General features: G+C 70.6%; 20 protein-coding genes. 4 read left to right on the top strand and 16 right to left on the bottom strand.

Translation table 11 applies throughout. From position 1 onward, the window contains the following. Nucleotides 1-50: 50 nt before the first annotated feature. The 14 genes from pgi to ACGFRG_RS11205 all read right to left on the bottom strand — a co-directional run bounded on the left by pgi (nt 51) and on the right by ACGFRG_RS11205 (nt 17,296). Nucleotides 51-1,712 (bottom strand): glucose-6-phosphate isomerase, encoded by a 1,662-nt coding sequence (pgi, locus tag ACGFRG_RS11270; protein ID WP_361429039.1) that lies wholly within the window; start codon nt 1,710-1,712, stop codon nt 51-53. Nucleotides 1,713-1,769: 57 nt separating this feature from the next. Continuing rightward, complete coding sequence (locus ACGFRG_RS11265; RefSeq protein ID WP_393263215.1) at nt 1,770-2,963, bottom strand: MFS transporter; 1,194 nt, start codon at nt 2,961-2,963, stop codon at nt 1,770-1,772. 218 nt (nt 2,964-3,181) lie between these two features. Then, on the bottom strand, nt 3,182-3,517 hold the full coding sequence (locus ACGFRG_RS11260; RefSeq protein WP_003976875.1) for an RNA polymerase-binding protein RbpA: 336 nt from the start codon (nt 3,515-3,517) through the stop codon (nt 3,182-3,184). Nucleotides 3,518-3,627: 110 nt separating this feature from the next. Next, the gene (gene secG / locus ACGFRG_RS11255) at nt 3,628-3,864 is read right to left on the bottom strand and encodes a preprotein translocase subunit SecG (protein ID WP_344074269.1); all 237 of its coding nucleotides are present in this window, start codon (nt 3,862-3,864) and stop codon (nt 3,628-3,630) included. Between the two features lie 109 nt (nt 3,865-3,973). Then, nucleotides 3,974-4,750, bottom strand: a complete 777-nt coding sequence (gene tpiA / locus ACGFRG_RS11250) for a triose-phosphate isomerase (RefSeq protein ID WP_361429035.1) — start codon at nt 4,748-4,750, stop codon at nt 3,974-3,976. Nucleotides 4,751-4,755: 5 nt separating this feature from the next. After that, the gene (locus tag ACGFRG_RS11245; RefSeq protein WP_393263213.1) at nt 4,756-5,967 is read right to left on the bottom strand and encodes a phosphoglycerate kinase; all 1,212 of its coding nucleotides are present in this window, start codon (nt 5,965-5,967) and stop codon (nt 4,756-4,758) included. 117 nt (nt 5,968-6,084) lie between these two features. Continuing rightward, nucleotides 6,085-7,092 (bottom strand): type I glyceraldehyde-3-phosphate dehydrogenase, encoded by a 1,008-nt coding sequence (gene gap / locus ACGFRG_RS11240; RefSeq protein WP_361429031.1) that lies wholly within the window; start codon nt 7,090-7,092, stop codon nt 6,085-6,087. Between the two features lie 289 nt (nt 7,093-7,381). Beyond that, nucleotides 7,382-10,330 carry a M14 family zinc carboxypeptidase gene (locus tag ACGFRG_RS11235; protein ID WP_393263211.1) on the bottom strand — a complete coding sequence of 983 codons (2,949 nt, stop codon included), beginning with the start codon at nt 10,328-10,330 and terminating at the stop codon, nt 7,382-7,384. A gap of 228 nt (nt 10,331-10,558) precedes the next feature. Beyond that, on the bottom strand, nt 10,559-11,548 hold the full coding sequence (whiA, locus tag ACGFRG_RS11230) for a DNA-binding protein WhiA (protein WP_101387789.1): 990 nt from the start codon (nt 11,546-11,548) through the stop codon (nt 10,559-10,561). Continuing rightward, a complete protein-coding gene (gene yvcK, locus ACGFRG_RS11225) occupies nt 11,539-12,561 on the bottom strand; it encodes a uridine diphosphate-N-acetylglucosamine-binding protein YvcK (protein ID WP_361429027.1) in 1,023 nt (340 codons plus the stop codon). The genes whiA and yvcK overlap by 10 nt, the downstream gene beginning before the upstream one ends. Further along, nucleotides 12,558-13,499, bottom strand: coding sequence for an RNase adapter RapZ (rapZ, locus tag ACGFRG_RS11220; RefSeq protein ID WP_361429025.1), 942 nt, complete (start codon nt 13,497-13,499; stop codon nt 12,558-12,560). The genes yvcK and rapZ overlap by 4 nt, the downstream gene beginning before the upstream one ends. After that, on the bottom strand, nt 13,496-15,562 hold the full coding sequence (uvrC, locus tag ACGFRG_RS11215; RefSeq protein ID WP_393263209.1) for an excinuclease ABC subunit UvrC: 2,067 nt from the start codon (nt 15,560-15,562) through the stop codon (nt 13,496-13,498). The genes rapZ and uvrC overlap by 4 nt, the downstream gene beginning before the upstream one ends. 265 nt (nt 15,563-15,827) lie before the next feature. Next, nucleotides 15,828-16,643 (bottom strand): hypothetical protein, encoded by an 816-nt coding sequence (locus ACGFRG_RS11210; protein ID WP_393263207.1) that lies wholly within the window; start codon nt 16,641-16,643, stop codon nt 15,828-15,830. Between the two features lie 5 nt (nt 16,644-16,648). Continuing rightward, on the bottom strand, nt 16,649-17,296 hold the full coding sequence (locus ACGFRG_RS11205; RefSeq protein ID WP_393263205.1) for a papain-like cysteine protease family protein: 648 nt from the start codon (nt 17,294-17,296) through the stop codon (nt 16,649-16,651). A 387-nt stretch (nt 17,297-17,683) separates the two neighbouring features. Here ACGFRG_RS11205 and ACGFRG_RS11200 point away from each other — a divergent pair, with 387 nt between their 5' ends. Beyond that, nucleotides 17,684-18,610, top strand: a complete 927-nt coding sequence (locus tag ACGFRG_RS11200) for a hypothetical protein (protein ID WP_393263203.1) — start codon at nt 17,684-17,686, stop codon at nt 18,608-18,610. A gap of 67 nt (nt 18,611-18,677) precedes the next feature. On the opposite strand, the gene ACGFRG_RS11195 is transcribed toward ACGFRG_RS11200, so the two are convergent. Continuing rightward, nucleotides 18,678-19,106: a Rieske (2Fe-2S) protein gene (locus ACGFRG_RS11195; RefSeq protein WP_361429016.1), complete on the bottom strand. Its 429-nt coding sequence runs from the start codon at nt 19,104-19,106 to the stop codon at nt 18,678-18,680. Between the two features lie 209 nt (nt 19,107-19,315). Here ACGFRG_RS11195 and ACGFRG_RS11190 point away from each other — a divergent pair, with 209 nt between their 5' ends. Next, nucleotides 19,316-20,218: a carbohydrate kinase gene (locus ACGFRG_RS11190; RefSeq protein WP_361429014.1), complete on the top strand. Its 903-nt coding sequence runs from the start codon at nt 19,316-19,318 to the stop codon at nt 20,216-20,218. 296 nt (nt 20,219-20,514) lie between these two features. Here ACGFRG_RS11190 and uvrA read toward each other — a convergent pair whose 3' ends face one another. Further along, entirely contained in the window at nt 20,515-23,490 is a 2,976-nt protein-coding gene (gene uvrA / locus ACGFRG_RS11185) for an excinuclease ABC subunit UvrA (RefSeq protein WP_361430210.1), read from the bottom strand. Between the two features lie 195 nt (nt 23,491-23,685). Here uvrA and ACGFRG_RS11180 point away from each other — a divergent pair, with 195 nt between their 5' ends. Both ACGFRG_RS11180 and ACGFRG_RS11175 read left to right on the top strand, forming a co-directional pair. After that, complete coding sequence (locus ACGFRG_RS11180; protein ID WP_393263200.1) at nt 23,686-24,372, top strand: maleylpyruvate isomerase family mycothiol-dependent enzyme; 687 nt, start codon at nt 23,686-23,688, stop codon at nt 24,370-24,372. Nucleotides 24,373-24,393: 21 nt separating this feature from the next. After that, a complete protein-coding gene (locus tag ACGFRG_RS11175) occupies nt 24,394-25,050 on the top strand; it encodes an MBL fold metallo-hydrolase (protein ID WP_361430206.1) in 657 nt (218 codons plus the stop codon). Nucleotides 25,051-25,097 lie beyond the last annotated feature (47 nt).

The following is a 25,097-nucleotide window of genomic DNA, read 5'->3' as shown; positions in this document are numbered from 1 at the left end:
ACGGGCCCGGTCCACCTCCTGGTGGACCGGGCCCGTCGTGCGTCAGGCCGTCAACGGCCGCGCAGCGAGCGGTACTCGGCGACCAGGGCCTTGCTGGACTCGTCGAGCCCCGGCACGTCCGCGCCCTCGGTCAGCGCGGGCTCGACGCGCTTGGCGAGCACCTTGCCGAGCTCGACGCCCCACTGGTCGAACGAGTCGATGTTCCAGATGGCGCCCTGGACGAACACCTTGTGCTCGTACAGCGCGATCAGCTGGCCCAGGACCGACGGAGTCAGCTCCTTCGCCAGGATCGTGGTCGTCGGGTGGTTGCCCCGGAACGTCTTGTGCGCCACCAGCTCCTCGGGCACGCCCTCGGCCCGCACCTCGTCCGGCGTCTTGCCGAAGGCCAGCGCCTGGGTCTGGGCGAAGAAGTTGGCCATCAGCAGGTCGTGCTGGGCCACCAGACCCTGCTCCAGCTCGGCGACCGGCTCGGCGAAGCCGATGAAGTCGGCGGGGATCAGCTTGGTGCCCTGGTGGATCAACTGGTAGTAGGCGTGCTGCCCGTTGGTGCCCGGGGTGCCCCAGACGACCGGGCCGGTCTGCCAGTCCACCGCGTTGCCGTCGCGGTCCACGGACTTGCCGTTGGACTCCATGTCGAGCTGCTGGAGGTAGGCGGTGAACTTCGACAGGTAGTGGCTGTAGGGCAGCACCGCGTGCGACTGGGCGTCCCAGAAGTTGCCGTACCAGACGCCGAGCAGACCCAGCAGCAGCGGCACGTTCTGTTCGGCGGGCGCGGTGCGGAAGTGCTCGTCGACCAGGTGGAAGCCGTCCAGCATCTCGCGGAACCGGTCCGGGCCGATGGCGATCATCAGCGACAGGCCGATCGCCGAGTCGTAGGAGTAGCGGCCGCCGACCCAGTCCCAGAACTCGAACATGTTGGCCGTGTCGATGCCGAAGTCCGCGACCTTCTCGGAGTTGGTCGACAGGGCCACGAAGTGCTTGGCGACGGCTTCCTGACCAGCGCTCAGCCCGGTGAGCAGCCAGCCGCGCGCCGAGGTGGCGTTGGTGATGGTCTCGATGGTGGTGAAGGTCTTGGACGCGATGATGAACAGCGTCTCGGCCGGGTCCAGGTCGCGGACGGCCTCGTGGAGGTCGGCGCCGTCCACGTTGGAGACGAAACGGACCGTCAGCCCCCGGTCGGTGAACGAGCGCAGCGCCTCGTACGCCATCGCGGGACCCAGGTCGGAGCCGCCGATGCCGATGTTGACGACGTTCTTGATGCGCTTGCCGGTGTGACCGGTCCACTCGCCGGAGCGGACGCGGTCGGCGAAGGCCGCCATCTTGTCCAGGACCGCGTGCACACCCGGCACCACGTTCTCGCCGTCGACCTCGACGACCGACTCGCGCGGGGCGCGCAGCGCGGTGTGCAGCACCGCGCGGTCCTCGGTGGTGTTGATCTTCTCGCCGCGGAACATGGCGTCCCGCAGCCCGGCCACGTCGGCGGCCGCGGCCAGCTCGCGCAGCAGCGTCAGGGTCTCGTCGGTGACCAGGTGCTTGGAGTAGTCGAGATACAGGTCGCCGACCCGCAGGGTGTAGCCGGTGCCCCGGCCGGGGTCGGCACTGAACAGTTCGCGCAGATGGGTGTCGCCCAACTGCTCGCGGTGCTTGCCCAGTGCGATCCACTCGGGCATCTGGTTGAGCCTGCTGCGGCCTTCGTTGTTCTTCTCGGACATCAGCCCACTTCTCTCAATACTCGCGTGCCTGCCCCGCTGCCCGTCCAACCTAATTGATCAGGACGTAAGGGCAGGAATCAGAGCGCCCACGGCGGCCAGGAACAAGCCGGACGCCAGCAGGGCGGGTGTGTTGAGCCCCCAGGAGGAGGCCGCCGCGCCGCCCGCGACGGCGCCCAGCGGCGCCCCCGCGACGGCGAGCGTGCGGAAGGCGGCGCTGGTCCGTCCCAGCATCGCCTCCGGACTGCGCTCCTGCATCAGCGTCACCTGGTTGACGTTCCACACCATTCCCATCAGACCGAACACCGCCATCGCGGCGATCGATACCCACAGTTCGCGCACCGACCCCATGGCCGCCAGGCACCCCGTCTGGACCGCGCCGGCCAGCAGCACGCTCCTCATCCGGCCCAGGCGCCGGGCGAGGCGCTGGGTGAGCAGACCGCCCGCCACACTGCCCGCCCCGTACCCGGTGATCGCCGCCGCGTAGCCGCCGTGGCCCGAGTGCAGCCAGCCGGTGATGTGCAGGACCAGGGTGGCGATGAGCGCGCCCATGCCGATGTTGCAGAGGGTGGTGGCGACGCAGAGGGCGCGCAGGGCCCGGTCGGCCCACAGGGTGCGCAGCCCCTCGGCTATCTCGCCGCGCAGGGTGGAGCCGGGTGCGCGGGCGGGCCGTTCGGGCGCCGCCGCCCGCAGCGAGGCGACCAGGGCGGCCGCGAGCACATAGCTGGCCGCGTCGGCCGCGTACGGCACAGCGGTGCCCGCCACGAGCAGCAGCGGCACCAGCGGGGCGGCGAGGAAGCCGCCGGCTATCTGCTGGCCGGTCATCAGCCGGGCGTTGGCCCTGCCGAGCGCGGGCTGCGGGACGAGCGCGGGCAGCAGGGCGGTGGCCGCGTTGTCGAAGAGCGTCTGCAACGAGGTGAGCGCGAAGGCCAGCGCGATGAGCAGCGCTATCGAGGCGTGCCCGAGCGCCACGGCCACCGCGAAGGCCGCCACGAGCGCGCCCCGCACCAGATCGACCGCCCACATGGCCCGGCGCTGGTCCACCCGGTCCGCGATCGCGCCGCCGAGCAGCCCGAACAGCAGCCAGGGCAGAAAGCCGCACGCCGTGACCAGCGCGATCAGCATCGGATCGCTGGTCAGCGACGCCGCGAGCAGCGGCAGCGCGGCGCCGCGCAGCGAGTCCCCGAACCGCGAGACCACGGCGGCGGTCCACAGCCGCCCGAACCCGCCGCGCCAGGCGGGCACCTGGGCCACCGCACCCTCGACCACCTCGACCGCTGCCGCAACTCCCCCTCGTGAACGACTGATTCACACGGTAGGGGGAGCCACTGACAATGCCCTCGGGCAGCGCCCTCGGCGAAGGCGGAGTGGGCGGACAGGGCGGACGGACGGCGCGCACCGGACACCGGACGCGGCGCATTGACCGAAGGGCCCGGCAGGCGAACCGAGTTCGTCTGCCGGGCCCTTCGTTGTCAGATCTCGCCGCGGAGCTTCGCGAGCGCCTCCGCGAGGATCGCCTCGCCGTCCGCGTCGCTGCGCCGCTCCCGCACATACGCGAGGTGGGTCTTGTACGGCTCGGTGCGCGGCGGGTCCGGCGGGTTGTCCCGGTCCTGTCCGGCCGGGAAGCCGCAGCGCGGGCAGTCCCACGTCTCCGGAACCTGTGCGTCACTGGCGAAGCTCGGCTGCGTCTCGTGCCCGTTCGAGCACCAGAAGGAGATGCGGAGACGCGGCGCGGACTCGCCGCGCTCGGCCTCCCCCATCGGCCCCGCTCCGACCCGGCTTCCCCGGATCGCGTTGCCACTTGCCACGGTCGTAACTCCCTGCGTGATGGTGCTCGAAGATGCCCCAGTCTACGTAAGGCCCAACGCGCGTCCAGTGATTGTAGTTACACCCCACCCGTGAACGCGGAAGACGACAGTCAGTTGTCCAGCTTCATCAGCAGACCAAGTACGACAATGCTCGCGAACCAGCACAGACCGACCACAACGGTGATCCGGTCCAGGTTGCGCTCGGCGACCGAGGAACCGCCGACGGACGACTGCATTCCGCCACCGAACATGTCGGAGAGGCCGCCGCCCTTTCCCTTGTGCATCAGCACCAGCAGCATCAGCAGCAGGCTGAAGACGATCAGGGCAATCGAGAACCCGACAATCACGGCTGGACCAACTTCCTAGGACTGAATGTCGACGGGGGCCGGGGGGACGTATTCCATAATCCCGAGCCCGACCCCCGCAAGGGTACGACGGATCCGCGCTACCGCATACTCACTGGTCGCGGAAGCGGACGATCTTGACGAACTCGTCGGCGTCCAGTGCGGCGCCGCCCACCAGGGCGCCGTCGACGTCCGGCTGCGCCATGATCGCGGCCACGTTCGAGGCCTTGACCGAGCCGCCGTACTGGATACGGACCTTTTCGGCCAGCTCCGGGGAGTACAGCTCGGCGAGACGGCCTCGGATCGCGCCGCACACCTCCTGGGCGTCCTCGGGGGTCGCGACCTCACCCGTACCGATGGCCCAGACGGGCTCGTACGCGATGACGATGGACTCGGCCTGCTCGGCCGGGACGTCCTTGAGGCCGCCGTCCAGCTGGTTCAGCGTGTAGGAGACCTGGTCACCGGCCTTGCGGATGTCCAGACCCTCGCCGACGCACAGGATCGGGGTCAGGCCGTGCTTGAACGCGGCCTTCACCTTGGCGTTGCAGAGCTCGTCGCTCTCGGCGTGGTACTGACGGCGCTCGGAGTGGCCGACGGCCACATAGGTGCACTTCAGCTTGGCCAGCATCGGGCCCGAGATCTCACCGGTGTACGCACCGGAGTCCTGCGCCGAGATGTCCTGGGCGCCGTACTTGATCTTGAGCTTGTCGCCGTCGACCAGGGTCTGGACCGACCGCAGGTCCACGAAGGGCGGCAGGACCGCGACCTCGACGGCGTCGTAGTCCTTGTCGGCGAGGGCGAAGGCGAGCTTCTGGACGTGCGCGATGGCCTCAAGGTGGTTGAGGTTCATCTTCCAGTTGCCGGCCATCAGCGGGGTACGCGTGGTCACGGTGTTCAGTCCTCCAGTGCGGCAAGGCCGGGAAGCGTCTTGCCCTCAAGGTATTCGAGGCTCGCGCCGCCGCCGGTCGAGATGTGACCGAAGGCGTTCTCGTCGAAGCCGAGCGTGCGCACGGCGGCGGCCGAGTCGCCGCCGCCCACGACGGTGAAGCCGTCGCAGTTGAGCAGCGCCCGGGCGATCGCCGAGGTGCCGCCCGCGTAGTCGGGGTGTTCGAAGACACCGACCGGACCGTTCCAGAACACGGTCTCGGCGTCGGCGATCTTCTCCGCGTACAGCTCACGGGTCTTGGGACCGATGTCCAGACCCTCCTTGTCGGCGGGGATCTTGTCCGCGTCGACGGTCACGAAGTCGGCCGGGGCCTTGGTCTTCAGGTCCGGGAAGTCGGCCGAGGCCAGGATGTCGAGCGGGAGCACGAGCTCCACGCCGTTCTTCTCGGCGCGCTCCATGTACTCGGTGACGACCGGGATCTGGTCCTCCTGGAGGAGGGAGATGCCGACCTCGTACCCCTTGGCCTTGAGGAAGGTGTACGCCATGCCGCCGCCGATCAGGATGCGGTCGGCCTTGCCGAGCAGCTGGTCGATCACGGCGAGCTTGTCGGAGACCTTGGCGCCGCCGAGGACGACCACGTACGGGCGCTTGACGTCGTCCGAGAGCTTCTTCAGGACGCCGACCTCGGTGGCGATGAGGAAGCCGGCCGCGTGCGGCAGGCGCGCGGGCAGGTCGAAGACCGAGGCGTGCTTGCGGTGCACCGCGCCGAAGCCGTCGCCCACGTAGAGGTCGGCGAGAGCGGCGAGCTGGTCGGCGAAGGCGCCGCGCTCGGCGTCGTCCTTGCTGGTCTCGCCCGCGTTGAAGCGCAGGTTCTCGATCACCGCGACCTGGCCGTCGGCAAGAGCGGCGACGGTCTCCTTGGCGGAGGCGCCCACCGTGTCGGTGGCGAACGCGACGTCCGCGCCCAGCAGTTCGCCCAGCCGTGCGGCGGCCGGGGCGAGCGAGAAGGCCGGGTCCGGCGCGCCCTTGGGGCGGCCCAGGTGCGAGGCGACGACGACGCGCGCGCCGGCCTCGGCGAGCTTCGCGACGGTCGGCAGGACGGCGCGGATACGGCCGTCGTCGGTGATGGTGCTGCCCGAGAGCGGCACGTTCAGATCGGCGCGGACGAAGACCCGCTTGCCCGAGACGCCTTCGGCGAGAAGTTCGTCGATCGTCTTCATATGTTTCTGCGACTCCTTGGAAAGGGACGAGGCAAGCCACAGGGCTCGTGCGGCGCATCGTTGCGCTGCCCGAGCCCTGTGCTCACATCGAGATGCCTGCCCTGAGACTTATCAGACTTAGAGCTGGCCGCCGACGAAGACGGTGAGGTCGACGAGGCGGTTCGAGTAGCCCCACTCGTTGTCGTACCAACCGAGGATCTTGACCGACTTGCCTTCCTGGACCATGGTCAGGGAGGAGTCGAACGTGCAGGACGCCGGCTCGCTGACGATGTCGGAGGAGACGATCGGGTCCTCGGTGTACTCCAGGATGCCCTGGAGCTCGCCCTCGGCGGCCTTCTTGAACGCGGCGTTGACCTCGTCCTTGGTGACCTCGCGCTCCAGCTCCACGACCAGGTCGGTGGCCGAGCCGGTCGGGACCGGGACGCGCATCGCGATGCCGTCGAGCTTGCCCTTGAGCTTCGGCAGGACCAGGGCGGTGGCCTTGGCGGCACCGGTCGTGGTCGGGATGATGTTCTCGGCGGCGGCGCGGGCGCGACGCAGGTCCGAGTGCGGGAAGTCCAGGATGCGCTGGTCGTTCGTGTACGCGTGGACCGTCGTCATCAGGCCCTTGACGATGCCGAAGTTCTCGTCCAGAACCTTGGCCATCGGCGCCACACAGTTGGTGGTGCAGGAGGCGTTGGAGATGACGTGGTGGTTAGCCGCGTCGTACTTGTCCTGGTTGACGCCCATCACGATGGTGATGTCCTCGTCCTTGGCCGGAGCCGAGATGAGGACCTTCTTGGCGCCACCGGCGATGTGCTTCTCGGCGTCGGCCTTCTTGGTGAAGATGCCGGTCGACTCGATGACGATGTCGACGCCCAGCTGACCCCAGGGGATGTCCGCCGGGTTGCGCTCGGAGAGCACCTTGATGGTGTGGCCGTCGACCGTGATGGTGTCGGCGGTGTGGGTCACCTCGGCCTTGAGACGACCCAGGATGGTGTCGTACTTCAGGAGGTGTGCAGTGGTCGCGGTGTCACCGAGGTCGTTGACAGCCACGATCTCGATGTCAGCACCCTGCTCCAGCAGCGCGCGGAAGTAGTTGCGCCCGATGCGGCCGAAGCCGTTGATGCCTACGCGGATCGTCACGAACCGATCTCCTCGTGGTACGCCGGGTTCGCACGCCGGCGAGTTTTTATTTGGGATGTCCCCGACCGCTTACGACCCTACCTCTCCCCGAGCCGAGGAGTGACATCGAGCGCATTCGGCGCAGCGGGGCGGTCACCCGTATATGACCGACGGCCCGTACCTACCAACGGGTACGGGCCATCGGGGGGACTTACGCCCCCACTACCGAGCGTGACCGTCGGTGCCGGTCGGCCGGTGGGTCTTGACACGGAGGGGGTCGGTCCCCCGGCGCGTCAGTCCCGCAGTCGCATCAGTCCCGCAGTGCGCGGAGCGCCTTGGCGATCACGTTCTTGCGGTCGGCGGCCGACGGGATGTGCTCCAGACCGAAGCCCAGCAGCACGGTGTCATGGGTGGTGACGGCCGCCTGGGCGTGGAACAGCGCCTGCGAGCGGGCCCAGTCGCCGACGTTGCCGGGGCTGCCGGCCGGCGGTCCGGGCACGCTCCACGCGCCGAGCGACGTCTCGAAGCCCTCGGCGCCCTGTGCGGTGCCACCGATGACGAGCTTGGTGTCGTCGACGAAGGCGCCGAGACCGCCGGTGCCCGGGTCCGACACATACGAGACGGAGAGCTCGACCTGCTTGCCGGCATACGCGCCGAGGTCGACCGAGACCGGCTGCCAGCCGTTGGAGGAGCCGGTGAACCGGTTCCAGGCGCCGGAGGTGCCACTCGCCGTGCAGGCACTGGCGCCGACGGTCAGATAGTGCGCGAGGAACGGGTGGGTCTGGACGTAGTACCCCTGCTCGCACTGGGTGGGCACCTTCTGGCTGGTGCCGCCGTTGGTGTCCGGCAGGGTCGTCCAGTCCTGCTGGCCGACCGTGTGCGCCTCGATGATCACGTTGTCGAAGCCCGGCTCGGTGTCATAGCTGAGCTGGAACTGCAGGCTCGGCCGCTGGGACGCCGTCGTGCCGCTCAGGTCGACGGTCCGGGCCAGCCGCATGTACGCGTTGTCCTTGTGCTTGGCCGCCGCGAACCAGTCGCCCACGGCCGGCTCGAACGGAGTGCGGATCCCCGGGTAGCCGCCCGCGGCCGCGCTCTTGAACTGCGGGAACTGGTCGGGCTTGAGGGTGTCCGAGGTGATCGTGTACGCCCCGGCCAGATCCAGCGGGTTGTCCGCCGCGTTGCCGAGAGCGGCCTTCGCGCCCGCGAGCGCGCCGGTGCCCTCGAAGGCGGGCGGGGACTTGAGGCCGACGCGGCTGTAGGCGCCGAGGTAGTACTGGGCGAAGTCGTTGGAGTCGGCGCCGCCGAGGTCGACGCTGCCACCGGCCTTCTCACCGGCGTTGACGAGCTTGCCGCCCTCGTTGAGGAAGTCGCGCACGGCGACGGTGACCGCCGCGGTGGGCCGGTCGGCGCCGGTGTACCAGACGACCGTCTTGAAGTGGCCGAGGACGCCGAGCGCGCTCGGTGTGCCCTGGGTCGCCACGTCCCAGACCGCGGACTTGCGGCCGTTGTCGGCGAGCGCCTTGGTGTAGTCGGCGACGTGCTTGGCGGGCGCGGTGCCGCCCTCCTCGGCGAGCACCAGCGTGTCGCCCTTGGCCCGGTCGGCGACCGTGTACGTGAACGGCGTGCTGGCGGTCGGCTTGCCGGCCCGGGTGCGGCCGGTGTACCAGACCTCGACCTTGGATCCGACGTCCGCGCCCTCGATCGTGGCCCGGTACTGGTCGAAGGCGATGTTGTCGTCGCCGCCGTAGACGTCGCCGCCCTTCCAGGGCGAGAGGTCCTCGGTCTGCGTACGGCCGCCGTCGATGCGGTAGTTGAGGGTCTTGTGCCGCACCGACTTGCGCGCGGTGACGGCGACTTCCTGGTCCTCACCACGGGCGTACGAGGTGGTGAAGGTGTCCGGGGTGAAGTCGGGCGCCTCGATGCCGACCGGGGAGACCGGCTGGTCGGGGGTGCGCGCGGTGTCGGCGACGGCCAGCGCGAACGGGAGGTTCTTGGTGAACTCCTGCTGGATCAGCTTCTCGTCGTCCGGGAAGTTGAAGACCGACTGGCAGTCGGCCGGGTTCCACCGGTCGTTGGGGTCGATCGCCGAGGCGGTCTGGCAGGTCGACATCTCCGGGGTGAACATGTGGATGCCGTTGACGTTCGCCGCGTGGCCGTCGGCCTCGCCGTTGGTCGTGTACAGCTCGGAGGAGAGCTGGGAGCGGTAGCCGGGGATCGCCGGCTTGTCGGGCGTACCGGCGAGCGCCTTGTACAGGACGTCGTCCGGGGTCGGGGTGGCCACCTGCCAGCCCACGCCGTACAGCAGCAGCTCGGCCGCCGAGTGGTAGTTGATCGCGAAGTTGAAGCCGATCCGCTTCTCGAGCGAGTCCAGCGCCTTGGTCTCCGGCTCGGAGCCCGCGGACGGGCCGCGGTAGGTCTCGTCGGCCGGGTCGGGGGACGAACCCTCGTTGTCGTAGCCCCATTTGTACGGGAAGTTGCGGTTGGGGTCGACGCCGTCGCCGGGGGTGATCTTCCCGTCGCCGTTGTTGTCGCGCAGGTTCTTGCGCCACAGCCGCTGCTGGGTGCCGGTGAAGGTGTAGTCGTAGCCGTCCGGGTTGGCGGAGAGGACGAACCACAGCTCGGTGGAGTCCACGATCTTGGTGACCCGGGGGTCCTTGCCATAGTTGTCGAGGTAGTAGTGCATCAGCCGCCGGGTCATCTCCGGGGTGATCCACTCCCGCGCGTGCTGGTTCGACAGGTACAGCACGGAGTGCTTGGAGCCGTCCTTTGACTTGTTCGCGCCCTTGGTGAGCTTGAGAGCGAGGATGTCCTGGCCCCGGACCGTCTTGCCGATCGACTCGACCTTGGTGAGGTCCGGGTGGGCGATCCCGGTGTTGACGATCTCCTTCTCCAGGCCGTTGTCCCCGCTGTAGGGGCGGAAGACCCCGTCGCCCTGGGCCTTCACGCGCTTCTGGGTCGCGGCCGACAGGGTGTGCTCGGTGATGTCGACGCCCTGCTTCTTGAGCGCGCCGGCCTGCTGCTTGGTGAGGTACAGCTCGACGGTGGCGGATCCCTTGGCGGGTACCTGCGCGGTCAGCTCCTGGCCGTCCGCGCCCTGGCGGAGCAGCAGCGGCAGCTGCGACTGGTTGACGTTGGCGTGCCAGACGGAGAGTCCTTCGCCGCCACTGCCGCTCGACCCCGCCTGGGCGGCGGGTGCCGCCGCCAGACCGGCCGTGAGCAGTGAAGCCGCGGCGAGGATCGCTCTCGCTCTGCGTCTCATTGGCCCCCCTTGCTGTTGTGTGCCACGAAAGTGACAGACGCCAGGCTCATGACACTTCATGATCATGTCAATACGTCGGGAAGGGTGCGGACCGGAACCGGCGCCCACACAAGTGGGCGCCGTTCACGGCGAGTTGGACTCTAGGCGTACGCGGGAGGCGCGAGCGTGAGGCGACGCGCGCCGGGGCGGGAGAATCGCCCGGTCGGCCGACCGGGCCGTCCCGTCCCCTCAGCCGACCAGGCCGTCCGCCATCTCCTCGGTGAGGTTGGACTCGGTGCCGGGGATGCCGAGGTCCTGGGCCCGCTTGTCCGCCATCGCGAGCAGCCGGCGGATCCGGCCCGCGACCGCGTCCTTGGTCAGCGGCGGGTCGGCGAGCGCGCCCAGCTCCTCCAAGGAGGCCTGCTTGTGCTCCATGCGCAGCCGACCGGCGGCCGCGAGGTGCTCCGGCACCTCCTCGCCCAGGATCTCCAGGGCGCGCTGCACCCGGGCCCCGGCGGCGACGGCGGCCCGCGCCGAGCGGCGCAGATTCGCGTCGTCGAAGTTGGCCAGCCGGTTCGCGGTGGCCCGGACCTCGCGGCGCATCCGCCGCTCCTCCCAGGCCAGCACCGACTCGTGCGCGCCCAGCCGGGTCAGCAGGGCGCCGATCGCGTCGCCGTCGCGCACGACCACGCGATCCACGCCGCGCACCTCACGCGCCTTGGCGGCGATCTGGAGCCGACGGGCCGCGCCGACCAACGCGAGCGCGGCCTCCGGGCCCGGGCAGGTCACCTCCAGGGAGGACGAGCGGCCCGGCTCGGTGAGCGAGCCATGGGCGAGGAAGGCCCCGCGCCAGGCCGCCTCGGCGTCACAGGTGGCCCCCGAGACCACCTGCGGCGGCAGCCCCCGGATGGGGCGGCCGCGGCCGTCCACGAGCCCGGTCTGGCGCGCCAGCTGGTCGCCCCCGGCCACCACCCGTACGACGAAGCGCGAACCGCGGCGCAGCCCGCCCGGAGCCATCACGATCAGCTCGGAGCTGTGCCCGAAGATCTCCAGGATGTCCCGCTTGAGCCGGCGCGCCGCCATCGCGGTGTCCAGCTCCGCCTCGATCACGATGCGGCCGCTGACCAGGTGCAGCCCGCCCGCGAACCGCAGGATCGACGAGACCTCCGCCTTTCTGCAGCAGGTCCGGGTGACGGGGAGCCGGGAGATCTCATCCTTCACCGCTGCCGTCATCGCCATGGGCCGATCCTTCCATGCATCCGAAAAATACGGTCGTACGCGGCGGCCAACAGCTCCCGGTCGTGCTTGGGGGACCCGTCGAGGGCGGCGACCGCCGCCAGCTCGACCACGGCACCGAGCTGCTTGGCGGCGTCGGCGAGGGACTCGCGGTCGGGCACGGCGGCCTCGTCGGCCAGCACCACGTCCAGGGCGAGTTTAGGGGCGTGTCGTCCCAAAACCTCCAAATGACGCTGCGGAGAGAAGCCATCGGTTTCACCGGGCTGGGGCGCCAGGTTCAGCGAGAGGACCTTGCGGGCCTTGGTCACGGTGAGCGCGTCGAGCAGATCGGGCACCAGCAGGTGCGGGATCACCGAGGAGAACCAGGAGCCGGGGCCCAGCACCACCCAGTCCGCGTCCAGGACGGCCTCCACCGCCTCCGGGACCGCGGGCGGGTCGTGCGGGACGAGGTGCACGGACTGCACCTCGCCGGGGGTGAGCGCCACCGTGGCCTGGCCGCGCACCGTGTCCACGTCGGTCGGCCGGTCGGGGTCGTGCCCCCTGACCAGCGCCTCCAGCTCCAGCGGGACGGCCGACATCGGCAGCACCCGGCCGTGCGCACCGAGCAGCTTGCCGACCAGGTCGAGCGCCTGGACGTGGTCGCCCAGCTGCTCCCAGAGGGCCACGATCAGCAGATTGCCGACCGCGTGCTCGTGCAGATCGCCCTTGGACTGGAAGCGGTGCTGGATGACCCGGGCCCAGGTCTGTCCCCAGTCGTCGTCGCCGCAGAGCGCCGCCAGCGCCTTGCGCAGATCGCCCGGGGGCAGCACGCCCAGCTCCTCGCGGAGCCGGCCGCTGGAGCCGCCGTCGTCGGCCACGGTGACGACGGCGGTCAGGTCGCCGGTGATCCGGCGCAGCGCCGCGAGCGACGCGGAGAGACCCATGCCGCCGCCGAGGGCGACGACCTTGGGCTGGGCGCCACGCTTACGGCCGGTGCGCAGCACCGGTCCGCTCGTGCGCCGTCGGTACACCTTCACTCGCGCCCCATGTCCCGGTGGACGACGACGGTCTCGATCCCCTCGGAGGCGAGCCGGGCGGCGAGCTTCTCCGACATGGCCACCGAGCGGTGCTTGCCGCCGGTGCAGCCCACGGCGATCGTCACGTACCGCTTGCCCTCGCGGCGGTAGCCCGTCGCGATCAGCTGGAGCAGCTCGCTGTACTGGTTGAGGAACTCCTTGGCGCCCGGCTGGTTGAAGACATAGCCCGACACCTCCTCGTTGAGTCCGGTGTACGGGCGCAGCTCCGGCACCCAGTGCGGGTTCGGCAGGAAGCGGCAGTCGACGACCAGGTCGGCGTCGACCGGGAGGCCGTACTTGTAGCCGAACGACATCACCGTGGCGCGCAGCTCCGGCTCCTCGTCCCCGGCGAACTGGGCGTCCATCTTGGCGCGCAGCTCGTGGACGTTGAGGCTGGAGGTGTCGATCACCAGGTCGGCGTCGCCGCGCAGCTCGCGCAGCAGATCGCGCTCGGCGGCGATGCCGTCGACGATCCGGCCGTCGCCCTGGAGCGGGTGCGGGCGGCGGACCGACTCGAAGCGGCGCACCAGCGCGTCGTCGGAGGACTCCAGGAAGACGATCCGCCGGGTGACCTGCTTGGAGTCCAGGTCGGCCAGCGACTCGCGGAGGTTGTCGAAGAAACGGCGGCCGCGCACGTCGACGACGACGGCGATACGGGCCACATTGCCCTGGGACCGGGCGCCGAGCTCCACCATGGTGGGGATCAGCGCGGGCGGCAGGTTGTCGACGACGAACCAGCCGAGGTCCTCCAGGCACTTGGCGGCGGTGCTGCGCCCGGCGCCGGACATCCCGGAGATGATCACCAGCTCGGGGATGGCCGGTTCGGCGGCGTCGTTCGTCGTGCCCGTACTCACGTGTCCTGCTCCAGCTTCTTCGTCTGTTCGGTCGTGCTCAGTCATTTCGCGGATCCCCCGTCGTCCTCTTCAATGATCTCTCCTGTCGCCGTGTTCACGGCGGGTGCGGCCGGGGCTGCCTGCGCCAGGGCCGCGGCCACGGTCTCGGCCGTCTTGCGGCCTATCCCGGGAACTTCACAGATCTGCTCGATTGTCGCCGACCGGAGCTTCTTCACCGAGCCGAAATGCTTGACCAGCGCCTGTTTGCGGGACTCGCCCAGGCCCGGCACCGCGTCCAGCGGGCCGGCCTTGAACCGCTTCGTCCGCTTGGCCCGCTGATAGGTGATGGCGAACCGGTGAGCCTCGTCACGCACACGCTGGAGCAGATACAGCCCCTCGCTGGAGCGGGGCAGCACCACCGGGTCGTCGTCGCCGGGCAGCCAGACCTCCTCCAGGCGCTTGGCCAGGCCGCACACGGCCACATCGTCTATGCCCAGCTCGTCCAGGGCCCGCTTGGCGGCCGCCACCTGCGGCTGGCCACCGTCGACCACGACGAGCTGCGGCGGGTACGCGAACCGCTTGGGCCGCCCGTCCTCGGTCCGGGGCCCGGCCTCCACCGGGGCCTCGCCGGGCGCCGGAACGTCATCGGGCGCCGGGACCTCGCCGGAAGGAGCCGGTCCGGCCTCGGCGGCCGCCCCCTCGTCGCCGTCCGCCCACTCCCCCAGGCGCGAGCTCTCGGCCAGATAGCGCTTGAAGCGGCGGGTGATCACCTCGTGCATGGACCGGACGTCGTCCTGGCCCTCGAAGCCCTTGATCTGGAAGCGCCGGTACTCGCTCTTCCGGGCCAGGCCGTCCTCGAAGACGACCATGGACGCCACCACGTCCTCGCCCTGGAGGTGCGAGATGTCGAAGCACTCGATCCGCAGCGGCGCGCTGTCCAGCTCCAGGGCCCCGGCGATCTCCTCCAGGGCGCGCGAGCGCGTCGTCAGGTCGGAGGCACGCTTGGTCTTGTGCAGGGCGAGCGCCTGCTGCGCGTTGCGCGCGACCGTCGCCATCAGGTCCTTCTTGTCGCCGCGCTGCGGAACGCGCAGCGAGACCTGCGACCCGCGCCGCGCCTCCAGCCACGCGCCGACCGACTCGGCGTCCTCGGGCAGCGCCGGGACCAGCACCTCCTTCGGTACGGAGTCGCCGGTCTCCTCCCCGTACAGCTGCTGGAGCGCGTGCTCGACCAGGCCCGCCGTGTCGACGGCCTCGACCTTGTCGGTGACCCAGCCGCGCTGGCCGCGCACGCGTCCGCCGCGCACATGGAAGATCTGCACGGCCGCCTCCAGCTCGTCCTCGGCGACCGCGATCAGGTCGGCGTCGGTGGCGTCGTTGAAGACGATCGCGTTCTTCTCCAGGGCCCGCCGCAGCGCCTCGATGTCGTCGCGCAGCCGCGCCGCGCGCTCGTACTCCATCTCGTCGGCCGCCTCCGTCATCTCCTTCTCCAGGCGGCGGATGTACGTACCGGTGCGCCCGGCCATGAAGTCGCAGAAGTCCTCGGCCAGTTCGCGGTGCTCCTCGGGGGTGACCCGGCCGACACACGGGGCCGCGCACTTGCCGATGTAGCCGAGCAGACAGGGGCGGCCTATCTGGGCGGAACGCTTGAACACCCCGGCGGAGCAGGTCCGTACGGGAAAGACCCGGAGCATCAGGTCGACGGTCTCGCGGATCGCCCACGCGTGTCCGTACGGCCCGAAGTAGCGCACGCCCTTCTTCTTGGCGCCGCGCATGACCTGGACCCTCGGGTACTCCTCGTTGAGGGTGACCGCGAGGTACGGATAGCTCTTGTCGTCGCGGTACTTGACGTTGAAGCGGGGGTCGAACTCCTTGATCCACGAATATTCGAGCTGAAGCGCCTCGACCTCGGTGGCGACGACCGTCCACTCCACGGAGGCCGCCGTGGTCACCATCGTGGCCGTGCGCGGGTGCAGGCTGGTGAGCGGCTGGAAGTAGTTCGCCAGCCGCTGGCGCAGGGACTTGGCCTTGCCGACGTAGATCACCCGGCGGTGCTCGTCCCGGAACTTGTAGACCCCCGGCGAGTCGGGGATCTGTCCCGGCTTGGGGCGGTAGCTGGAGGGGTCTGCCATGCCCACCACCCTACTGGCGCCCACCGACAACGCGGACGGAGCAGAGGGGTGGGGGCGCGCCGTTTGAGGGGTGCGGGGAGATGCCCCTTTCAGGGGCGCGGGGAGGTGCGCATTTCAGGGGCGTGGGGGAGGTGCCGCGTTTGCAGGGGCGCGGGGAGTTGCCGCCTTTCAGGATCCCGCAGGAAGTGCGGCTTTCAAGGGGCGCGGGGAACTGCGCGACCAGCCACGCACGAACCGCAGCCGGTCACGCAGTCCGAGGAGCGGGTTACGCCCGCTGAGCCCCACGTCGGCGGCGCAGTGCCACAGCGCCGAGCCCGAGCGCCGCGAGCGCGCCCGCGCCGCCGACCGTCGCGGAGGTGGCCGTCAGCGCACTGTGCCCACCCGTGGCGGACGCCGCGGCCTGCGCACGCGCCTCCTCGGGCGTCTGCCCGTACCCCCCGGCCTTGCCGGACTTCGCGTACGCGGAGCCGGGCAGTTTGTCGCCGTAGGCGAGGTGGACGCGCTTCTGATAGGCGGCCAGGGTGGTGCCCCGAGCGCCCACGGCCTTCACCGCGTCCTCGTCCAGCGGCAGCACACTCGCCCCCTTCTGCACGTACCAGGCGTTGATCTGCGGCTCCTGGAACACCGTGCCACCCGGCAGCCGGCTCGCGCCCGCCGCGGCATAGCGGGACTCGTCGTCGCCGGTGGCTATGTTCACCACCTTCCAGGTGGTGCCCTGCGGCACCGTCCACAGGGACGCCTTCTGGCCGTCGGAGGAGACGGCGGTGGAGGCCAGGTACTCCAGCTTCGCGACCGGCGCGCCCGCCTTCCCGGCGACGAACTCCGGGGAGAGCGTGTAGACGGGCACCGCGTCGCCCTGGACGCGCGGGGCGACGGCCGCCAGGGCCACCTTGCCGTCCCGGGCGAAGAAGCGGGAGAGCGTGGCGAGGGTCGCGGGGGCGGTGGCCGCCCGGTGGGCCGCGGCCTTGGAGTCTGCGGACGCCGAGGGGGTCTCGGCGGCCGACGCGTACGAGGCGGAGAGCCCCGCGAGGACCGCCGCGGCGGCGCTCGCGCAGGCGATACGCCGGATGCTCGTGCTCATCGTCGTCACGCCCCGATCCGGTAGAGCGAGTGGGTCCAGGAGAACGAGTCGTTGTCGACGTACCAGTCGTGCGACGCCCAGTTGTAGCGGTTGCTGGAGGGCCATGGGTCGCCCCAGTACACCCAGTTGTCTGCGGTGTCGTAGCCGTAGACCACATGCATGTGACCACCGCCGCTGGACCACTGGATGCGGGTCTCGACCGGCCGGTTGGCGTTGATCTCGGTCTGTACGGTCGAGTAGCGCAGCCAACCGCTCACATAAGAGCCGGAGTTGATCCCGGCCCAGTCGAGCGCGTTCTGCACATTGCCCAGGTCCGCCTGCCAGTTGGGGCAGTCATAACCCTGCTGGCGCCCGAAGGCGGCGTTGCAGAACTGGTTCTGGCTGTAGTTCCGCCCGAACCAGGTGGCGATGGTGTCGCCGCTGGCGGCCCAGCACCAGTTGTTCTTCTGCTGGGCCTGCATGGTGATGTCGAGGCGCTTGGACGTGCCGGCCGTGGCGGACGGCGTGTCGGCGGCGGTGCGGGTGTCGGCGGTGGTGGCGGCTGTGGCGGTGCGGTGTTCCTGCGGGGATGCGACGGCTGTCGCCGTGGGGGCGGCGAGCAGGGCCGTCACCACGAGGGCGAGGGCGCAAAGCCGTTTCTTGCGGTTGTGCATCGCGTTCCTCCCGAAGCGGGGGGTGTGGGGATGGAGGAGCGCGTCCGGACGCTTTCGATGAGCATCGAACGTTGTCGTGGGCCGGTCAACGCGCTTCAATGCGAGGTGAGACGCGGGTGTGAACGGAACGGCCGGCATGTGAACGGCCCTTCCGGGCCCACCAGGCCCCCCGGGTCCTCCGGCGGCCCCGTGACCACCCCTCGCCGTGAACGTTCACTGTGCGGCCCGCGCCACCAGCGGCGGCCCGACGGTGAAAGCCGTCCCGGCGGCCAGGTCATCGCGACCGCCCCGGCGTCCCGGCGTCTCCCGGTATATCAGTCCGTTCCGAACCGTTCCGAGCAGTCCCTTCCGAGCAGTCCCTTCCGAGCAGTCCCGAGGAGTTCCCCCATGCTCCACACCGATGCCGATCTGGCACAGGTGCTGCACACCGGCCCGTTCCACCTGGCACTGCGCGCCGCCCTCTCCGTACGCGGACTGCCGCTCCAGCGAGTCCAGCACCATCTGGCCGGGCGCGGGGTCAAGGTCGGTGTGACCAGCCTGAGTTACTGGCAGCAGGGCGCACGGCGGCCGCAGCGCGCCGAGTCGCTGCGGGCGGTGCGCGCCCTGGAGGAGGTCCTGGGACTGCCGGAACGGTCGCTGTTGCGGCTGCTCGACGACGGCGAGCGCGGGGCCGAGGCGGAACGTCCCGCCGCCCGCTCCTACCGCTCGCTCGTCGAGGCGTCCGGGGTCGTGGAACGGCTGATCACCGACCTGGAGTCGCCCGTGGACGGCGGACTGCACACCGTCGGCCACCATGAGCGCGTACGCATCGGGGCGGCGCGGGAACTGCTCGGGCGCGACTCCCAGCAGGTGGTCCGCGCCCACCGCGACGGCGTCGACCGCTATCTGGCCATCCACCACGGCGACCCCGGCTGCGACCCGTCCCGGGTCGAGGTGCACGCCACCGAGAACTGCCGCACCGGGCGGGTGCGTTGGGACGCCGGGACCGGCGTCCTCATCGCCGAACTGCTCTTCGACGCCCGGCTGCGGGCCGGCGAGACCTATCTCTTCGGCTACGGCTTCGAGGACGGCACGGCCGGGCCGAGCAGCGAATACGTACGCGGCTTCAGCTTCGCGGGCGGACAGTACGTGCTCCAGGTCCGCTTCGACGAGCACGCGCTGCCGGTGCGGTGCCGCCGGTTCACCCAGACCTCGGCGGGCTCGGCCCGCTCCGGCCGGGGCGACCTCACGCTCAGCGGCCGCCACCGCACGGTGCACCTGGTGGAGCAGGGGGTGCGGCCGGGGATCCTGGGGATCGACTGGGGGTGGGCGTGAGGCGCCGGGGGTCGGCGGGTGCCGGTGCCGGTGCCGGTCAGGAGGTTTCCGGTCAGGAGGTTTCCGGTCAGGCGTCGGGGCCCGCGACGAGCCGGCCGTTCTTGACCTTCACCGGGACGGCGGGCAGCGGCACGGTCGCCGGGCCGTGGACGGCCTCGCCGGTCATCACATTGAAGCGGCTGCCGTGGCAGGGACAGTTGCCGTGCCCGTCCTCGATCTTCTCCAGGAGGCAGCCGGCGTGCGTGCACTGCGCGCTGAACGCCTTGTACTGGCCCTTGGCGGGGCAGGCGACCATCACGCGCTGCTCGCGGTAGAGCTTGGCGCCGCCGACGGGGATCTCGTCGGGAGCGCCGAGCGTGACCGGCGCGGTCGGGGTCGGCGTCTCGGCGTGGCCGAGCTTGGAGTCGGTGGAACAGGCGGCCACTCCCAGCCCGGCGGCCCCGGCGAGGGCCGCGCCTTTCAGCACGGTGCGGCGGTCGGCGGGCTGGCCGGACATGGCTTCTCCACAGGTCAAGGGGGTCAGGTGACCCGTCCGACGATACCGGCGCCGACCGCGTGCCCGGCGCGGGGGCCGGGGGCGGGAGCCGGGGCGATGCGGGTACGGGGCGGGACCGGGAGTAATACCCGCAGGTCGGGCGGTCGCAGCGGAGAAAGGTGCGGAACGGGGCTGGACGGATCGCCTCCGGATGGGTGTACGTTCGCGGCGTGATCGTCGTCGCCGGAGAAGCCCTGATCGACCTGGTCCCCACGCGCCCCGGCGACCGGCTGAGCCCGCTGTCGCCCCGGCTCGGCGGCGGCCCGTACAACACGGCGGTCGCCCTCGGCAGACTCGGCGCCCGGGCCGCGTTCTGCTCCCGGGTGTCGACGGACGGCTTCGGCGAAGCACTCGTCGACGGCCTGCACGCCGCCGGAGTCGACACCTCCCTCGTACAGCGCGGCCCGGAGCCGACGACGCTGGCGGTGGCGACGGTGGGCCCGGACGGCGCCGCCGGGTACGGCTTCTACGCGTCCGACACCGCCGACCGCCTCTTCGACCTGCCGCCCGAACTCCCTTCCGCTGTACGGGCGTTGTCGTTCGGCACCTGCTCGCTGATCCTGGAACCGGGGGCGAGCGCGTACGAGGCGCTGCTGCGGCGGGAGTCCGGGCGGGGCGTGTTCACCCTGCTCGACCCCAACATCCGCCCGGGCCTGATCCCGGACCCGGCCGCCTACCGCGCCCGCTTCCGCTCCTGGCTGCCGTACGTCTCCGTGCTGAAACTGTCCGAGGAGGACGCGGCGTGGCTGGGCGGCGACGTGGCGGGGTGGCTGGCGGCGGGGCCGGAGGCGGTGGTGCTGACCCGGGGCGGGGCCGGGCTGACGGTACGGACCCGGTCCGGGGTGGAGGTCTCCGTGCCGGGCGAGCGGGTCGAGGTGGTCGACACGATCGGGGCGGGCGACACGGTGAACGCGGCGCTGCTGCATGCCGTGGTGGGGCGGGGGCCGCTGGACGCGGCGGAGTGGGCCGAGGCCCTTCGGTACGCGGCGAGGGCGGCGGCCCTAACCTGCACACGAGCGGGCGCGGACCCGCCCCACGCAACGGAGCTCTCCCCCACCCCGCCCCTTCCCTAAACCCTCCGGGGGTGGGTAGCGGGGTGTTCGGGCGCGGATCGTGCCGGGTTGCTCGCGCCCACGCGGCGGAGCCGCAAATGTCACAGCCCCGCGCCCCTACAGATGGGCCCTTCGGGCCCATCTGTAGGGGCGCGGGGAACTGCGCGACCAGCCCCCACCGGCGGCCAGCCGAACGTCAGCCCCCGGCAGGGTTTCGGGAAGGGGCGGGGTGGGGGATCAACACTGACCGGACCGGCCCGCAGACGAACACGGGCCTGGGGCGGAGCCCCGGGGGCGGACCCCCAGGACCGAGCGGCTCAGGCCTTCCGGGCCCGGGACGCCGTCTTCTTGGCCGGGGCCGCCTTCGCCGCCGCCGTCGCCTTCTTCACCGGCGCCTTCTTCACCGCCCGCCGAGACACCGCCGGCGCAGCCGGCTCCGCGTCGCTGATCCGGTCCGCCCCCAGGATGTCCCGCAGGAACTTCCCGGTATGGCTGGCCGGCACGGACGCCACCTGCTCCGGCGTGCCCTCGGCGATCACCAGGCCACCACCGCTGCCGCCCTCGGGCCCCATGTCCACGACCCAGTCCGCCGTCTTGATGACATCGAGGTTGTGCTCGATGACGATCACCGAGTTCCCCTTGTCGACAAGCCCCGACAAGACCTTGATCAGCTTCGAGATGTCCTCGAAGTGGAGCCCGGTCGTGGGCTCGTCCAGCACGTACACCGTCCGCCCGGTCGACCGCTTCTGCAGCTCCGACGCCAGCTTCACGCGCTGGGCCTCGCCGCCCGACAGCGTCGGGGCGGACTGGCCGAGCCGGACATAGCCCAGCCCCACCTCGTTCAGCGTCCGCAGGTGACGGGCGATCGTCGGCACCGCCTCGAAGAACTCCAGCGCCTCCTCGATCGGCATGTCCAGGACCTCGGAGATGGACTTGCCCTTGTAGTGGACCTCCAGCGTCTCCCGGTTGTAGCGCGCCCCGTGGCAGACCTCGCACGGCACGTACACGTCCGGCAGGAAGTTCATCTCGATCTTGATCGTGCCGTCGCCCGAGCAGTTCTCGCAGCGGCCGCCCTTGACGTTGAAGGAGAACCGGCCGGGGAGGTAACCCCGCACCTTCGCCTCCATCGTCTCCGCGAACAGCTTCCGCACGTTGTCGAAGACACCCGTGTACGTCGCCGGGTTCGACCGGGGCGTACGGCCGATCGGCGACTGGTCGACGTGGACGACCTTGTCGACGAGGTCGTCGCCCGCCACGCGCGTGTGCCGCCCGGGCACGGTCCGCGCGCCGTTCAGCTCGCGCGCCAGGTGCGTGTAGAGGATGTCGTTGACCAGGGTCGACTTTCCGGAGCCGGAGACACCGGTGACCGCGGTCAGTACGCCGAGCGGGAACGAGACGTCGATGTCCTGGAGGTTGTTCTCCTTGGCGCCGTGCACGGTGAGCTTGCGCGACGGGTCCGCGGGGCGGCGTACGTCCGGCAGCGGGATGGACTTCTTGCCCGCCAGGTACTGCCCCGTCATCGACTCCTTGTTGGCCAGGAGCTGCTTCAACGGTCCGCTGTGGACGACCTTGCCGCCGTGCTCACCGGCGCCGGGGCCGATGTCGACGACCCAGTCCGCCACCTTGATGGTGTCCTCGTCGTGCTCGACGACGATCAGGGTGTTGCCCATGTCCCGCAGCCGGACCAGGGTTTCGATCAGGCGGTGGTTGTCGCGCTGGTGCAGGCCGATCGACGGCTCGTCCAGGACGTAGAGCACCCCGACCAGGCCCGAGCCGATCTGCGTGGCGAGCCGGATGCGCTGGGCCTCGCCGCCCGAGAGCGTCCCGGCGGCGCGGTTGAGCGAGAGGTAGTCCAGGCCGACGTCGACGAGGAAGCGCAGCCGCTCGTTGACCTCCTTCAGCACCCGCTCGGCGATCTTCTTGTCGCGCGCGTTGAGCTTGAGCTCGCCCAGGAAGTCCGCGCAGTCGCTGATCGACATCGCGGAGACCTCAGCGATGGACCGGTCCATCACGGTCACCGCGAGGACCAGCGGCTTCAGCCGCGTGCCCTCACAGGTCGGACAGTGCACCTCGCGCATATAGCCCTCGAAGCGCTCGCGCGCCCCGTCGGACTCCGCCTCCGAGTGGCGCCGCTTGACGAACGGCACCGCGCCCTCGAACGACGTCGTGTACGCGCGCTCGCGTCCGTACCGGTTGCGGTAGCGCACCTCGATCTGGGTCTTGTGGCCGTAGAGCAGCGCCTTCTTGGCGCGCTGCGGCAGCCCGGCCCAGGGGATGTCCGTACGGAAGCCGAGCTCGTCGGCGAGCGCGCCGACCAGGCGGGCGAAGTAGTCCTTGGTGTGGCCGAGCGACCACGGCGAGACCGCGCCCTCGTCGAGGGACTTCTCCTCGTCGGGGATGATCAGCTCGGGGTCGACCTCCATGCGCGTGCCGATGCCCGTGCAGTCCGGGCAGGCGCCGAAGGGCGAGTTGAAGGAGAAGGAGCGCGGCTCCAGTTCCTCGAAGGACAGGTCGTCGTACGGGCAGTACAGGTGCTCCGAGTACATCCGCTCGCGCTCGGGGTCGTCGGCGGCGAGGTCGACGAAGTCGAGCACCACCATGCCGCCGGAGAGCCCCAGCGCGGTCTCCACCGAGTCGGTGAGGCGGCGCTTGGCGCTGTCCTTCACCGTGAGGCGGTCGATGACCACCTCGATGGTGTGCTTCTCCTGCTTCTTCAGCTTGGGCGGCTCGGCGAGCTGGATCGTCTCGCCGTCCACGCGCGCGCGGCTGTAGCCCTTGGTCTGGAGGTCGGCGAAGAGGTCGACGAACTCGCCCTTGCGCTCGCGCACCAGCGGCGAGAGCACCTGGAAGCGGCTGCCCTCGGGCAGCTCCAGCACCTTGTCGACGATGGCCTGCGGCGACTGGCGGGTGATCGGCCGACGGCACTCGGGGCAGTGCGGCTTGCCGATGCGCGCGAAGAGCAGCCGCAGGTAGTCGTAGACCTCGGTGATCGTGCCGACCGTCGAGCGCGGGTTGCGCGAGGTCGACTTCTGGTCGATGGAGACGGCCGGCGACAGACCCTCGATGAAGTCGACGTCCGGCTTGTCCATCTGGCCGAGGAACTGGCGGGCGTACGAGGAGAGCGACTCGACATAGCGGCGCTGCCCCTCGGCGAAGATCGTGTCGAACGCGAGGGACGACTTGCCCGACCCCGAGAGCCCGGTGAAGACGATGAGGGAGTCGCGCGGGAGGTCGAGCGAGACGTTCTTGAGATTGTGCTCGCGCGCGCCACGGACGATGAGACGGTCGGCCACGCCGGTCCGCACCTTTCTTGGAGAGAAGCAGGGGGCGGAGCCCCCGTCTCAGACTATGGGGGGTCGCCAGGGCGATGGTTCGGTTTACAGCCAAGGATGCCTGATGCCACTGACGAGCCTATAGCACGCGCATTCGATTTACGGACTCGTCCAACCGGCTTCACCCGAATGAGTGGCGGGACTATCGTCGGCCTCATGATTGATCACGCGCACGACCTGGACTCTGTACGGGAAGCCACCGATCGACTGCTCAGCGCAGCCGCCGCACTGGACAACGCGGCCGTCGCCGCGCCGTCACGGCTGCCGGGCTGGAGCCGCGGCCACCTGCTCGCCCATGTCGCCCGCAACGCGGACGCGCTCGTCAATGTGCTCGCCGGGCGCCCCATGTACGAGAGCGGCGAGGCGCGGGACGCCGACATCGCGCGCGACGCGGCCCGCCCGCTCGACGTCCACCTCGCCGACCTGCGCGAGAGCGCGGCCCGCTTCCAGGCGGAGGGCGCCCGGCTCGCCGACTGGAGCCGCACGGTCGAGCTGCGCAACGGCGTGAAGGACTCCGCCGCCCGCATCCCCTTCCGGCGTCTGATCGAGGTCGAGCTGCACCACGTCGACCTGGGCGTCGGCTACGAGCTGGAGTCGCTGCCGGACGAGTTCGTGCGGCGCGAGATCCAGTTCCTGGCCGACCGCTTCAGCGGCAACCCGACGGTCCCGCCGGTCACCCTCACCGGCAACAACGGCCACACCCTGCGCACCGGCGGCGACACGGGCACCCCGGTCACCGTGGGCGGCCCCCCGTGGGACCTGCTGGGCTGGCTCGCGGGCCGCCGTGACGGCGCGGCCCTGGAGGTCTCCGGCGGCTCGCTGCCCGCCCTGCCGCCGCTGTGATCACCGGGCTAGGCTGAAGCCATGACATACAGCGGAGCGGTGAAGGTCGGCGGTCCGGCGGATGTGCACGAGCTGCCGGACCTGATGATCTCCAAGGTCGCGGTCGGCCCGATGGACAACAACGCGTATCTGCTGCGCTGCCGGGCCACCGGCGAGCAGCTGCTGATCGACGCGGCGGCCGAGCCCCACACCCTCCTCACGCTGATCGGCGACGACGGCATCAAGTCCGTCGTCACCACCCACCGCCACGGCGACCACTGGCAGGCGCTCGCCGAGGTCGTCGCCGCCACCGGCGCGACGACCTACGCGGGCCGCCACGACGCCGACGGCATCCCGGTCCCGACCGACGTCCCCGTCGAAGACGGGGACACCATCCAGGTGGGCCGGGTGGAGCTGACCGCGCGCCACCTGGTCGGCCACACACCCGGCTCGATCGCGCTGGTCTACGACGACCCGCACGGCCACCCGCACCTGTTCACCGGCGACTGCCTCTTCCCCGGCGGCATCGGCAACACGCACAAGGACCCGAAGGCCTTCGCCAGCCTTCTCCACGACGTGGAGACCAAGCTCTTCGCCGTCCTGCCCGACGAGACCTGGGTCTACCCGGGCCACGGCAACGACACCACGCTCGGCGAGGAGCGCCCGAAGCTGCCGGAGTGGCGCGCGCGGGGCTGGTAGCGCCTGCGGCCGCCCGACGGAGGCCTTCGGGCGGCGAAACCCCGTAC

It is taken from the genome of Streptomyces sp. NPDC048696, assembly GCF_043198895.1.
Lineage (GTDB): Bacteria > Actinomycetota > Actinomycetes > Streptomycetales > Streptomycetaceae > Streptomyces.
Note: the sequence above shows the minus strand (reverse complement) of the source record. Positions and strands in the feature narration are given on the sequence as shown.